The organism is Bradyrhizobium ivorense, from assembly GCF_900696085.1.
In the GTDB taxonomy this organism is placed as follows: Bacteria; Pseudomonadota; Alphaproteobacteria; order Rhizobiales; family Xanthobacteraceae; genus Bradyrhizobium; species Bradyrhizobium ivorense.
On sequence record NZ_CAADFC020000005.1, the window covers coordinates 220,862 to 233,554 of the forward strand.

The 12,693-nt window shown below is 67.1% G+C and carries 10 protein-coding genes and 1 riboswitch; of the genes, 6 read left to right on the top strand and 4 right to left on the bottom strand.

Features of this window, described 5'->3' with window-relative positions; genetic code table 11:
• Positions 1-322: 322 nt before the first annotated feature.
• Positions 323-1,363, top strand: a complete 1,041-nt coding sequence (locus CI41S_RS09875; protein ID WP_139858770.1) for an MBL fold metallo-hydrolase — start codon at positions 323-325, stop codon at positions 1,361-1,363.
• Positions 1,364-1,465: 102 nt separating this feature from the next.
• On the opposite strand, the gene CI41S_RS09880 is transcribed toward CI41S_RS09875, so the two are convergent.
• The 3 genes from CI41S_RS09880 to CI41S_RS09890 all read right to left on the bottom strand — a co-directional run bounded on the left by CI41S_RS09880 (position 1,466) and on the right by CI41S_RS09890 (position 4,295).
• Positions 1,466-2,257, bottom strand: a complete 792-nt coding sequence (locus CI41S_RS09880) for an ABC transporter substrate-binding protein (protein ID WP_139858806.1) — start codon at positions 2,255-2,257, stop codon at positions 1,466-1,468.
• A gap of 224 nt (positions 2,258-2,481) precedes the next feature.
• Positions 2,482-3,255, bottom strand: a complete 774-nt coding sequence (locus CI41S_RS09885) for an ABC transporter ATP-binding protein (protein ID WP_139858771.1) — start codon at positions 3,253-3,255, stop codon at positions 2,482-2,484.
• Entirely contained in the window at positions 3,252-4,295 is a 1,044-nt protein-coding gene (locus CI41S_RS09890) for a FecCD family ABC transporter permease (protein ID WP_139858807.1), read from the bottom strand. The genes CI41S_RS09885 and CI41S_RS09890 overlap by 4 nt, the downstream gene beginning before the upstream one ends.
• Before the next feature lie 113 nt (positions 4,296-4,408).
• A riboswitch (cobalamin riboswitch) is annotated at positions 4,409-4,607 on the top strand.
• Positions 4,608-4,772: 165 nt separating this feature from the next.
• Here CI41S_RS09890 and CI41S_RS09895 point away from each other — a divergent pair.
• From CI41S_RS09895 to CI41S_RS43340, 3 genes are all read left to right on the top strand, one after another.
• Complete coding sequence (locus tag CI41S_RS09895) at positions 4,773-6,986, top strand: TonB-dependent receptor (protein WP_244626458.1); 2,214 nt, start codon at positions 4,773-4,775, stop codon at positions 6,984-6,986.
• Between the two features lie 107 nt (positions 6,987-7,093).
• Positions 7,094-7,249: a hypothetical protein gene (locus CI41S_RS43335; RefSeq protein WP_172626600.1), complete on the top strand. Its 156-nt coding sequence runs from the start codon at positions 7,094-7,096 to the stop codon at positions 7,247-7,249.
• Between the two features lie 91 nt (positions 7,250-7,340).
• Entirely contained in the window at positions 7,341-7,499 is a 159-nt protein-coding gene (locus tag CI41S_RS43340; RefSeq protein ID WP_172626601.1) for a hypothetical protein, read from the top strand.
• Between the two features lie 655 nt (positions 7,500-8,154).
• Here CI41S_RS43340 and CI41S_RS09900 read toward each other — a convergent pair.
• Positions 8,155-9,402, bottom strand: a complete 1,248-nt coding sequence (locus CI41S_RS09900; protein WP_139858773.1) for an ATP-grasp domain-containing protein — start codon at positions 9,400-9,402, stop codon at positions 8,155-8,157.
• Between the two features lie 161 nt (positions 9,403-9,563).
• Here CI41S_RS09900 and CI41S_RS09905 point away from each other — a divergent pair, with 161 nt between their 5' ends.
• The gene (locus CI41S_RS09905) at positions 9,564-10,778 is read left to right on the top strand and encodes an MFS transporter (RefSeq protein ID WP_139858774.1); all 1,215 of its coding nucleotides are present in this window, start codon (positions 9,564-9,566) and stop codon (positions 10,776-10,778) included.
• Between the two features lie 128 nt (positions 10,779-10,906).
• Positions 10,907-12,649: an N-acyl-D-amino-acid deacylase family protein gene (locus CI41S_RS09910; protein ID WP_139858775.1), complete on the top strand. Its 1,743-nt coding sequence runs from the start codon at positions 10,907-10,909 to the stop codon at positions 12,647-12,649.
• Positions 12,650-12,693 lie beyond the last annotated feature (44 nt).

The window sequence follows — 12,693 nt, forward strand, 5'->3', positions numbered from 1 at the left end:
TCGGGGCCATCTAGGCCTCTCACCCGACACTTGGACGTCATCCTGAGAGGGTGTGAAGCTTTGTCCTCACCCACACCTGTCATCACCCGCGCAGGCGGGTGAATCCGGTATTCCAGAGGCAGTGGTGAATGAATCGAGAGGCCGCAGCGTACTGGATCGCCCGGTCAAGCCGGGCGATGACAGCGGTGGGTGAGGACAAAGCTTCACACCTTCTCAAGGTGACGGGATGGTGTTTGTACGGGGGATGGATTTGCTTTGAATCGCCCCTATCTATGGAATAATATCCTCCCGGCGTCTCAACCCAGAGAACAGGTAAGCCGTCATGATCTTTCGCCAACTGTTCGACAGCGTGTCCGGCACCTACAGCTATCTACTCGCGAGCCGCGCCGGCGGTGAGGCGCTGATCCTCGATCCCGTGCTGGAGAAGGTCGAGCGCTACTGCAAGCTGCTGCAGGAACTCGATCTGCGCCTGGTCAAGGCCGTCGACACCCATCTGCACGCCGACCACGTCACGGGCCTCGCCGAACTGCGCGACCGCACCCAGTGCATCACCATCATGGGCGAGCAGAGCAAGGCCGACGTGGTCTCGATGCGCGTCTCCGACGGCGACCGGGTGATGATCGAGGGCCTCTGCCTCGATGCGATGTACACGCCGGGCCACACCGACGATTCATACAGCTATTTGATGGGCGACCGCGTCTTCACCGGCGACACGCTGTTGATCCGCGGCACCGGCCGCACCGATTTCCAGAACGGCAGCGCGCGGGCGCAGTACGATTCGATCTTCAACCGCCTGCTGAAGCTGCCCGACGAGACGATGGTGTTCCCCGCGCATGACTACAAGGGCGACACCGTCTCCACCATCGGCGAGGAGAAGCGCTACAATCCACGGCTGCAGGTGAAATCGATCGACGCCTATGTCGAGCTGATGAACAACCTCAATCTGCCGAACCCGAAGCTGATGGACGTCGTGCTGCCCGCCAACATGCATGTCGGCCTGCACCAGGACGAGCTCGCCAAGGAAGGTCTCGCGCTGTCGGCGCGCGATGCGATCATGAGCCTCGGCCGGCCGGACATCCTGCTGGTCGATCTGCGCGAGGTCGCCGAACGCGCCAAGCACGGCACGCTGGCGGGTGCGCTGCACGCGCCCTACCCCGGAATCTGCGCCACGCTCCAGCCCGGCGGCATGCTGCGCGAAGTCGCGGCTGCGACCGGCCGCCGCGTCGTGTTCTTCTGCGCCTTCGGCGAGCGCTCGGCGATGGCGGTGGCCGCCGCGAAGAAGGCGGGACTGGCGAATACCGCGCACATCGAGGGCGGCATCGACGCCTGGAAGAAGGCCGGCGGGCCGGTGGTGATGGGGTGATCCCGTAGCCCGGATGAAGCGCAGCGCAATCCGGGGCCAATCCCTCCGCGGAGACTGATCCCGGATTTCGCTGCGCTGCATCCGGGCTACCCAGCTACACCATCAGCGCGTCACGCGCTGCAGCTCCTCCGTCAGCCGATCCAGCGCATCGGCCAGCATCACGCCGCCACAGACGGTGAGCCGCTCGGGCAGCACGATGCGCTTGTCCGGCGGGTAGAAGCGTTGCAGCGCGGGATGCAGCAGGAAGGCGCGGCCGTCATCCTCGGCACGATCGCCGGCTTCCGCCACCAGGATGAAATCCGGCCGCAGTTTGATGATCGCCTCCAGCGAGGCAAAGCCGCCGGCATGGAAACCGAGCTCGCCGGCGGCATTGGTGAGACCGACTTCTCGCAACAGCGAGTTGATCAGGCTGTCATCGCCCGCCACAAAACCGCGCCGCTCCAGCGGCAGCACGCGATAGTGACGATCGCTCGCCGCCGCCCGCGCGCGGGCGATCGCGGCATCGAGCCGCGCGATCTCGGCTTGCGCGCGATCCAGATGCTGCAGCACGTCGCCCATGGCGTGGATCTGCTCTCGCACCTCCTCCAGCGTGCGCGGCACCGTGAACTCGACGAGATTCAGCCCCTGCGCCTTCAACAGATCGCGCGTCGCGCGCTTGTCGAACAGGCTGACGACAACAATGTCCGGCTTGAGCACCAGCACGTCCTCGGCCCCGCCCGACAGCGTCGGGTAGCGCTGCGCCTTGTCGGCCGCCCAGGACTGCCAGGCATCGCGCGCGAAGCGGCTGAGGCCGAGGATCTGGTCCGAATCGGCCAGCGACAGCACGAGCTGGTCGCTGCAGACGTTCATCGAGACGATGCGCGGGCCGGCAGCCGACGCGATGCTGGGCAACATCGCCGACAGCAGGATTGAGAGCGCGAACACAATGCAACGTGAAGCGAAATGGCGGCTCCGACGGCGCTGCGCCCCCTCTCCCGCTTGCGGGGGAGGGTTGGGGTGGGGGTATCGCCGCAAGTCATATTGTGGAAAGAGCCCCCACCCGCTGCGCTCTTCGAGCACAGCGACCTCCCCCGCAAGCGGGAGAGGTGACGCGACTTCGTGGAGCCGCCGCCGCCGCATCACACGTCCGCCCACGGCACGATGACGGCCTCGCGCTGATACTCGGCGCGATAGGCGCGGACCCGGAACACTTCCGCCAGCACATTCTCCGACAGCGCTTCTCCAGGCGCGCCCTGTGCGGCCAGCCGGCCCTCCGATAGCACCAGCACGTGATCGGCGAAGCGCGCGGCAAGTCCGAGATCATGGGTCACAACGACGACCAGTACGCCGGTATCGGCGACGTTGCGCAGTTTTTGCATCACATCGATCTGGTGGCGCGGATCGAGCGAGGCGGTCGGCTCATCGGCCAAAATCACCGGCGCCTCGACCGCGAGCACGCGCGCCAGCGCGACGCGGCTGCGCTCGCCGCCGGAGAGCTCGGTGACGCGGCGGTCGGCGAATTCGGTGACGTCGACCGCCTGCATCGCCCGCAGCACCGCCTCGATGTCCGTCTGCGACAGCCGCGCCGGATCGGTTGCGCCATGCGGATAGCGGCCGAGGGCGACGATATCGCGCGCCGGCAGCGGCCAGTGCACCATGTGGCCCTGCGGCAGATAGGCGAAGCGTTTTGCCCGCTCGCGCAGCGACAGTGTCGACAATGCATCGCCGCCGATCTGGATGTCGCCGCTGGACGGGATCAATCCGGCGAGCACACGCAGCAGCGTGGTCTTGCCGGCGCCGTTCGGGCCGACCAGCGCGACCAGATGGCCGGCCGCGAGCGACAGCGAGATATCGTGCAGCACCTTGCGGCTGCCGAGCGAGGCATCGAGATGGGTCGCGGCGAGCAGCGTCATGCCACGCCTCCGCCGAGCGCGCGACGTTCGCGCATGATCAGATAGAGGAAGAACGGCACGCCGATGATCGAGGTCAAGACGCCGACCTTGATGTCCGAGGTCGACGGGATGATGCGCACCGCGATGTCGGCAACGAGCAGCAGCGCCGCGCCGGCGAGCGCGCTCGGCACCAGAAGCCGCGCCGGATCGTGACCGATCACCGGACGCATCAGATGCGGCGCCACCAGGCCGATGAAGCCGATCGTCCCGGTGACCGCGACCGCGCCGCCGACACCGAGCGCGACGCCCGTGATCACCAAGAGCCGCAGCCGCCCGACATCGACGCCAAGACTCTGCGCCGCCTCCTCGCCCAGCGTCAGCGCGCGGAAGGCGCTGGCCTGGCTGAGCAGGATGGCGGCACCGGCGGCGATGAAGGGCAGCGCCAGCGCGACATGGACGAAGCTGCGGTCCTCCAGCGAGCCGAGCAGCCAGAACGCAATCTCGAGCACCACGAAGGGATTGCTGGAGAGGTTCATTACCAGCGCGGTTGCGGCGCCCGCGAAGCTCGAGATTGCGAGCCCGGCGAGGATCAGGATCAACAGCCCGGCATTGCGACCGGCGATCGCAAGCAGCGCGAACACCGAGCCGAACGCGGCGATGATCGCCACCACCGGCAGCGCATAGGAGCGCACGTCGGCAAGCCCGAACGCGATCACCAGCACCGCGCCGAACGCCGCCGATTGCGGCGCGCCGAACAGCGACGGCGAGGCCAGCGGATTGCGTAGCAGCCCCTGCAGCGCCGCGCCCGATAGCCCCAAAATGCTGCCGATCGCAACCGCCAGGATAGTGCGCGGCAGACGAATCTCGCGCACGATCACCTGCGCGACGTCGCTGCCGCCGCCGAACAGCACCTCGGTCACCGCAAGCGGCGACAGCCGCACCGGCCCGGTGCCGAGCGAGAGCAGCGTCAACAGCACCACGAGCGCGGCCAACGCCGCGGTCGCGCCCCACCGGCGCCGCGCCGCAACCTCGGCTGCAAAAGCAAAATCCTGCACGCTCATCGTATCCATGCTCTTACAGCGATCGCCGTGGCAGACAAGCGACACTCGGCAAAAACCGTGGCCGCCGGGCGCCGGCCCGGTTTCCGCCGGGATTGACTCTAGCGCCCTGCCGAACCCTAGATGACCGGGACGGTTCCTTTAGTGGGATCAAAAGGGAATGCGGTACGAGGAAACTTCCTCCAGGCCGCGGCTGCCCCCGCAACTGTAGGCGGTGAATCCTTCGTCACAGGCCACTGGGAATCTCGGTCCTGGGAAGGCGACGAAGGGTAACGACCCGCGAGCCAGGAGACCTGCCGTCAACCGTGGTCACACGCGACGATGTCGGTCGGGGAGTACAGGCATTAGCTTCACCTGAGGCTGTTAGCACGATGGTGAGACTGGGTCGCGGTGACGTGCCACTGCCGTCATTCCGAGGCCTCGCCTATGTTGTCCTTCCCCTCAATCCGGCCGCGTCGCGCGCTTCTGCTCGCGACGACGATGCTTGCGCCGGCGCTGTTCGCCACCGCGGCGCGGGCGCAGCAGGTCGCTGTCGCCGGAGAGCTCCCTCCGATCGAGGTCACCAAGCCGGGCGAGCAGAACGTCACCCGCGCCAAGCCGGCCACCGATGAGACGCCTGCGCCGCGCCGCCGCGCGCCGGGCAATACGCAGACCGGCGACACCGGCAGCGGAACGGGATCGAACACGGCAGCAACGGGCACGGCATCGGGGACCGGCGGTGGCAGCGGCGGCCGCCAGTTCTCCGGCATCGTCGGCGCCTCCTCAACCGTGATCACCGCAAACGACATCGCGCATTCGCCGACGCAATCGCTGCCGGAGATTCTGGCGCAGGTGCCGGGCGTGCAACTGCAATCGCTCTATGGCGGCCCGAACGACGCCAAGACCGCGGTCGACCTGCGCGGCTTCGGCGCGTTCGCCTCCGACAACACGCTGTTCCTGCTCAACGGACGCCGCCTCAACGACATCGACAAGGCCGGCTTCGACCTCACCACCATCCCGATCGATTCGATCGCGCGCATCGAGATCACCCGCGGCAACAGCGGCGCCGTGCTCTATGGCGACAACGCGGTCGGCGGCGTCGTCAACATCATCACCAAGACCGGGGTCGGCGGCCCTCCCGCGACGATCCGCACCGAAGGCGGCGTCGGTTCGTTCAACACCCGGATGGCCGCGGTGTCCGCCGCGCTGAATGCGGGGCCGTGGTCGACCTCGTTCTATGGCAACGGCATCAAGTCCGACGGCTATCGCGTCAACAATGCGCTCGACCAGCGCAACGCGGTCGGCAACGTCAACTACACCACGCCTGACTTCACCGCGTTCCTGACCGTCACCGGCAGCGACCAGAAGCTCGGCCTGCCCGGCGGCCGGCTGGTCGATCCGTCGATCGGGCTCAACGAGCTGGTCACCGACCGCCGCGGCGCCGCCACGCCGTTCGACTACGCCAACCAGCAGACCGCGAGCGTCACCACCGGCTTCACCAAGACCCTGATCAACGGCGTCGACCTGATCGTCGACGGCGGCTGGCGGCAGCGCGACACCCAGAGCGCGTTCTTCGGCACGGTGCCGACCATCGGCTTCGCCTCGACCTACAACGACGCGGCGCTCGACACCTGGTCGCTGACGCCACGGCTCAGCGTCAAGACCGTCATGCTGGGCATGCCGTCGACGATCCTGACCGGTATCGATTATTACGACACGACGTTCCGCCAGGCGCGCGGCGCCTTCCAGGGCGTCGACCCCACCCACGTCTACAATCTCGAGCAGCAGTCCGTGGCCGGCTATTGGCAACACACCATCGGCGTGCTGCCGACCACTGATTTCTCCTATGGCGCGCGGGTGCAGAACACCCACCTCTCGGCGCGCGACCGCTATGACCCGAATGCGCCGTTCGCGTTCGATGCGCAGGCGACGCCGCTCGACAGCGACGAGACGCAATATGCGCTGCATCTCGGCGTCGAGCACCGCATCACCGATACGTTCTCGGTGTTCGGCCGCGCCGCGCGCGCGTTCCGTACGCCCGATGTCGACGAGCGCGTCGCCTCGGGCCCGGCGTTCGATCCGCTGACCTTCATGGCGCTGGCGCAGAATTTCAGGCTCAAGACCCAGACCTCGGAGGACGGCGAAGTCGGCTTCCGCGTCAAGACCAACCAGTTTCAGGTGCAGACCAGCGCCTATGTGATGGATCTGCAGAACGAGATCCATTTCCTCCCGACGGTGTTCTTCAACGTCAATCTCGATCCGACCCGCCGCTACGGCTCGGAGACCAGCGCATCGCTCAAGGTCAGCGATACCGTGACCTTGCGCGGCGGCATGGCCTATACCCGCGCCGTGTTCCGCGAGGGCGCCTTCGTCGGCAACGACGTGCCGCTGGTGTCGCGCACGACCGGCAATCTCGGCGTGACCTGGAATATCCTGCAGAACTACCTGGTGTTCGACGCCACGCTGCGCGCCTGGAGCTCGCGCATCATGGACAACGACCAGGCCAACACCCAGAGCCGCATCCCCGGCAACGCCACCGCCGACATCAAGCTCAGCGGGCAATACGACCGCTTCTTCTGGTCGGTCAGCGCCAGCAATCTGTTCAACGCACTGTACTACGACTACGCGATCGCGAGCTCGTTCACGGCCGGCCGCTTCTCGGCCTATCCGCTGCCCGGCCGGACCTACATGGTACGGGCAGGTGCGACCTTTTGAGCCCCGCAGCGCGGCTGGATGTGACCCGCCGTGTCGCTCTTTCCATTACAAGCGCCCGGGAACTGGGGTAGAATTGCACCATCGATCTGACCCTCGCAGGGGGAATCATGGGCAAACCCGGAAAGAGTACGGGCGGTGCCAAGCCCGACGACGCAGCGAAGACGCCGCCGCCACCGCCGCCGGAGGATGACGAGTGTTATGAGGACGGCGACATCGCGACGCCGAAGCTCGACCATTACGGCAATGATGACGAGCCGTTGTAGGCCCGCCTTCGCTCTTCGCGAGCCGCTTTGCTCACCTGACGACGCCTGGAGTAGACTTCCGGCAATCGACCGAACTCGCGCAGGAAGACACATGGGCAAAGCCGGAAAGAAGAGTACGGGCAGCCCCAAGCCCGACGACAAATCGAAAACGCCGCCGCCACCACCGCCGCAAGACGACGAGTATTACGAGGACGGCGACATCGCGACGCCGAAGCTCGACCGCTACGGCAACGATGACGAGCCGTTGTAGGCGCCGATGTTTCCAAGCGTCCCTGCGAAGGCAGGAATCCATGACCACGGGGTCCGGTCACCGGACGGCGCGCTTCGCGCCGACCGGTTGGCTTGCCCGGGACGCCGCCGCAGCAGGGGCGCTTCTGCCAAAATACCGAAAAACAACCCCATGCAAAGTAGCCGGCGGCGGCGCTCGGCCAGGGCACTTGACACGTCGGGCAACTCACCGGTAATCTTCCAATATTCCGAAATCACGCAAAGGCCCTCGGGACGACGCGTTGAGAGACCTACGCTGCCCTCCGTCACCCTGAGAGGGTGTGAAGCTTTGTCCTCACCTACACCTGTCATCGCCCGGCCTGTGCGCAATTGCGCACATGGACCGGGCGATCCAGTACGCCGCGGCCTCTCGGTTCATTCACTACTGCCTCTGGAATACTGGATCACCCGCCTGCGCGGGTGATGACACCGAGCAAGTTTGGGCAAACCAACCCGTCACCCCCGCGCAACGGCTTCGCCGTTGTCGCTGGAGGTGGCCGCTTCTTCAGCGGCCCTCGAAGGGTCGACGGCCACCAGCCGGGCCGATTCATCCTCGAGGCTCGCAAGGGCTCGCACCTCCAGCGACAAAGGCCAAGCCTTTGCGCGGGGATGACGGATCGAAGAGACGAGGGGAAGAGTCAGCAAAACCCCTCGCTCTCGATCGCCGCGATGCTCGCGCGGTCGAGCAGATGCGCGCCAAAGCCGCCGCGGGCGAGCGACGCGGCGAGCTGCGGCGAGACGAGCATCAGCGCGGCGGTCATTGCCAGCGGCACGGCGCTGAGCCAATCGAGCTGCACCGGCGTCAGCTCTTCGGTGCTGTCCCGATAGGGGCCCTCGCCCGCGGCGATGCGGCCGCATTCGCGGATGATGTCGCGCCGCGTGCCGTCGCGCGACGCGCTGCCGAGCAGCGCCTGCATCGCCAGATGGGTGCGCACGCCGGCGCGGCTCTCTGCCAGCGGGGCCGGCGTCTCGTCGAGCGAGACCCGCAGCAACAGATCGACCAGATCGGTGCCGGCGCGGTGCGCATTGCCCGGCTCGACCAGCCGCGGATTGCAGTCGATCAACAGCGGGGTTGCGCTGTCGAGCGGCATCATGACGTCGACCGACAGCGCCCCGTGCCAGCCGAGATGCGCGCCGATGGTCTCGAGATAGTTGCGGATCGCGGGCCGGCTGACGCTCTCCTTGATTGCCTCGCCGCCGCCGACGCCGGCTGCGATCTGCCGATAGGCGTGAAAACCAACCAGCGTGCCGCGGCAGAACACCGACTGGGCCTTCTCGGTGGTGCCGGTGATCAGGTCCTGCACCAGCACCTCGCCGGCGAAATCACCGGCCGACTCCAGGTCGTAGAGTGCGAGATTGAGATCGCTGGCATCGCGCACGAACCAGATGCCGCGGCTTGCGGTGCCGACCGACGTCTTGACCACGGAGGGATAGCGCACCGCCTCGCGCAGCTCGCCAGCCGACCTCACGATATGGGTCGGCGGCTGTGGCAGGCCGAGTTGGTCGAGCAGCCGGCTGAAGCCGGCCTTGCCGTGCACGGCGCGATAGGCGGAGAAATCCGGCAGCGCGAGGCCGACGTGCGGCTTCAGCCGCGCCGCGGCGCGGGCGAACAAAAACCCCTGCTCATGGGTCGGCAGCAGCACGTCGAAGCGCCGCGTCGCCAGCAGGCGCTCGACGAAGCGAAGGAAGCCGGCCGGATCGCTGCGCAGCGGCGGGCAATGGTGGAATTTGCGGACCAGGCGCGAATAGCGCGCCAGGCACCAGCGCGAGGGGTCGCAGACCTCGACGTGATGGCCGGCCGCGCCCAGGATCGTGACTGCCTCGCGGCCGGAGGTGCTGGAGCCCTCCGACACCAGCACCCGGAGCGGCTTTCTGGCGTCGATCATGGCCGATCATCGCTGCGTCGCCCCGCATTGTCGCCGCCCTTGATGCCGCATGTGTCGATCCGGCACGCCCTCCCCGGGGCAGCCATGCAGCGGCGTTCATGGACAATTATCGGCCAGCCTCTATTTTGCCGGACCAACAGGAAACGGGGGTTCGCCCAGCAATGGTTGACGTTCTGGCTGCACCGCAGCAAGCGAAAGCCGACAGCGCGCTGCGGACGCTGACGGGGATTTCCGTCGCGCATTGGGTCAGCCATTTTCACATCTTCGTGCTGCCGATGCTGTTCCCGTTCCTGAAACAGCAGCTTGGCGTCGGCTATATCGAGCTCGGCTTCGCGCTGACCGTGTTCGCGGTCACCTCGGGGCTGACCCAGGCGCCGATCGGCTACCTCGCCGATCATATCGGCGCGCGCAAGATCCTGCTGATCGGGCTGACCGTCGGCGGCTGCGCGCTGATCGGGCTCGGCCTGCATTTGAGCTATACCTCGCTGATCGTCTGCGCCGTGCTGCTCGGCCTCGCCAACAGCGTCTATCATCCGGCCGATTACGCCATCCTCTCGGCCCATATGGACGAGGCGCGGATGGGCCGCGCCTTCTCGATCCACACCTTCGCCGGTTTCCTCGGCGGCGCGGTGGCGCCGGCGATCATGGCGGCGCTGGTCGCCTCGATCGGCGGCCTCGGCGCGCTGATCGTGGCCGGCGCGATCGGACCCTTGGTGGCGCTGTTCCTGATCGTGCTCGGCATTCCCGATGCCGGCGCCAACAAGGACAAGAAGGACGACGCTGCCCCGAAGGCCAGCGTGATCACGCCGGCGCTGATGATGCTGACCGCGTTCTTCACGCTGCTCAGCCTGTCGACCTCGGGCATCAACAATTTCGGCGTGGTCGCGCTGATGGGCGGCTACGGCACCTCGTTCTCGACCGCCAACATCGCGCTGACCGCGTTCCTCGGCGCCAGCGCCGCAGGCGTGCTCGCCGGCGGTTATCTCGCCGACTGGACCCACCGCCACAGCCAGGTCGCCGCGGCCTGCTTCGCCGTCAACGCCGCCCTCGTGCTGCTGATTGCGCTGATGAACCTGTCGCCTGCCGTGCTCACGCTGGCGATGGGCTTCGCGGGGTTCCTTGGCGGCGTGATCGCGCCATCGCGCGACATGATGGTGCGCAACGCCGCGCCTCCCGGCGCCGCGGGCCGCGCCTTCGGCATCGTCTCCACCGGCTTCAACTTCGGCGGCATCGTCAGCCCGCTGCTGTTCGGCTGGATCATGGACCAGCAGATGCCGCATTGGGTGTTCGGCGCCTCCGTGATCTTCATGGTGCTGACCGTGCTGCTGGCGCTGGTCTCCGAGCGCAAGCCGGCTGGTGTTCCCGCCGGCGCATAACGCTGCGGCCGCGCGTTTCTCCACGCGAAACACGAAGCCAGCGCATTCCAGAGCCTCACCGGCGGCGGTTGACTGTATCAAGGGGTGACCCATGATACCGGCACAAAACAACCCCGGGATGAGATGCCATGACCTCGACCCCTGACCTCGTGATCCGCGGCGGCACCATTGCCGATGGCAAGGGCGGCGACCTCTATGAAGCGGACGTCGCCATCAGCGGCGGCAAGATCACCGAAGTCGGCAAGGTTTCGGCAAAAGGCAAGGAAGAGATCGACGCCCGGGGCAAGCTGGTCGCGCCCGGCTTCGTCGACATCCACACTCATTACGACGGCCAGGTGACCTGGAGCCAGGACATCACTCCGTCGTCGCAGAACGGCGTCACCACGGCGATCATGGGCAATTGCGGCGTCGGCTTCGCGCCGTGCCGGCCGAGCGACCACGTCAGGCTGATCCAGTTGATGGAAGGCGTCGAGGACATCCCGGAGCCGGTGCTGAGCGCCGGCATTCCCTGGGCGTGGGAAAGCTTCCCCGATTACATGGAGTGGCTGTCGAAGCGCAGTTTTGACATGGACATCGGCGCACAGCTGCCGCATGCGGCGCTGCGGGTCTATGTGATGGGCGAGCGCGGCGCGCGCCGCGATCCCGCGACGCCTGAGGACAATCGCGCGATGGCAAAGCTCGCCGGCGACGCGGTGCGGTCCGGCGCGCTCGGCTTCTCGACCTCGCGCACGCTCAACCACCGCACCTCGACCGGCGACTACACGCCGACCTTGAAGGCCGGCGAGGACGAACTGACGGCGATCGCCGACGCCATGCACAAGGTCGGCCGCAGCGTGCTGCAATTCGTGCTCGACCAGAGCACCGTGCACGAAGACCTGCCGATGATGCTGCGGGTGGCCGAGACCACCAAATGCCCGATCTCGTTCTCGGTGGCGCAGGCCGACAAGGCGCCGCGGCGCTGGCGCCAGACCATGGACACCATCAACGAGGCCGCCGGCCGCGGCCTGTCGATCACCACCCAGATCGCCGCGCGCCCGGTCGGGCTGCTGCTCGGGCTGGAATTGTCGCGCAACCCGTTCCAGACCCATCCGAGCTATCGCGCGATCGCACACCTGCCGCTGGCCGAGCGGCTGGCGCGGCTGCGCCAGGCGGAAGTGCGCGCCGCGATCCTGAGCGAGACGCCGACCTCGACCGACGATCCCCTGTTCTTCCGGCCGAACTACGACAAGATGTATCTGCTCGGCGATCCCCCGGATTACGAACAGCCGCCGGAAAACGCGCTCGGCGCGCAAGCGCGCCGCCAGGGCCGCCAGCCGGAAGAGCTCGCCTATGACGCGATGCGGACCGACGAGGGCCGCGGCATGCTCTACGTGCCGTTCCTCAATTACGCCGACGGCAATCTCGATGCGGTGCACGAGATGCTGCGCGAGCCTAGCGCCGTACCGGGCCTCTCCGACGGCGGCGCGCATTGCGGCATCATCTGCGACGCCAGCTTCCCGACCTATCTCTTGACGCACTGGACGCGCGACCGCACCCGCGGCGAAAGGCTGTCGATCCCGTTCGTGGTCGCGGCGCAGTCGCGCAAGACCGCGCTGTCGGTCGGGCTCCATGATCGCGGCGTGATCGCGCCGGGCTTCAAGGCCGACGTCAACGTCATCGACTACGACCGCCTGCACCTGCATCCGCCGAAAGTGCATTACGATTTGCCGGTCGGCGGCCGCCGCCTGCTGCAGCAGGTCGACGGCTACGACGCGACGATCGTGTCCGGCGTCGTCACCCAGCGCGGCGGCAAGGCCACCGGCGCGCGGCCCGGCAAGCTGGTGCGCGGCGCGCAGAGCTTGCAGTCGACCTTCGGCGCGGCCGCGAGCTAGCCGTCGCGTTGACGTAGTCTTGTAGCCCGGATGAGCGAAGCCAC

What these genes read in the sequence shown, in the direction of transcription:
- CI41S_RS43340 (WP_172626601.1), top strand. Translation starts at nt 7,341, where the DNA reads ATGGGCAAAGCCGGAAAGAAGAGTACGGGCAGCCCCAAGCCCGACGAC.
- CI41S_RS09905 (WP_139858774.1), top strand. Translation starts at nt 9,564, where the DNA reads ATGGTTGACGTTCTGGCTGCACCGCAGCAAGCGAAAGCCGACAGCGCG.
- CI41S_RS09880 (WP_139858806.1), bottom strand. Translation starts at nt 2,257, where the DNA reads ATGTTGCCCAGCATCGCGTCGGCTGCCGGCCCGCGCATCGTCTCGATG.
- CI41S_RS09900 (WP_139858773.1), bottom strand. Translation starts at nt 9,402, where the DNA reads ATGATCGACGCCAGAAAGCCGCTCCGGGTGCTGGTGTCGGAGGGCTCC.
- CI41S_RS09875 (WP_139858770.1), top strand. Translation starts at nt 323, where the DNA reads ATGATCTTTCGCCAACTGTTCGACAGCGTGTCCGGCACCTACAGCTAT.
- CI41S_RS09895 (WP_244626458.1), top strand. Translation starts at nt 4,773, where the DNA reads ATGCTTGCGCCGGCGCTGTTCGCCACCGCGGCGCGGGCGCAGCAGGTC.
- CI41S_RS09885 (WP_139858771.1), bottom strand. Translation starts at nt 3,255, where the DNA reads ATGACGCTGCTCGCCGCGACCCATCTCGATGCCTCGCTCGGCAGCCGC.
- CI41S_RS09910 (WP_139858775.1), top strand. Translation starts at nt 10,907, where the DNA reads ATGACCTCGACCCCTGACCTCGTGATCCGCGGCGGCACCATTGCCGAT.
- CI41S_RS43335 (WP_172626600.1), top strand. Translation starts at nt 7,094, where the DNA reads ATGGGCAAACCCGGAAAGAGTACGGGCGGTGCCAAGCCCGACGACGCA.
- CI41S_RS09890 (WP_139858807.1), bottom strand. Translation starts at nt 4,295, where the DNA reads ATGAGCGTGCAGGATTTTGCTTTTGCAGCCGAGGTTGCGGCGCGGCGC.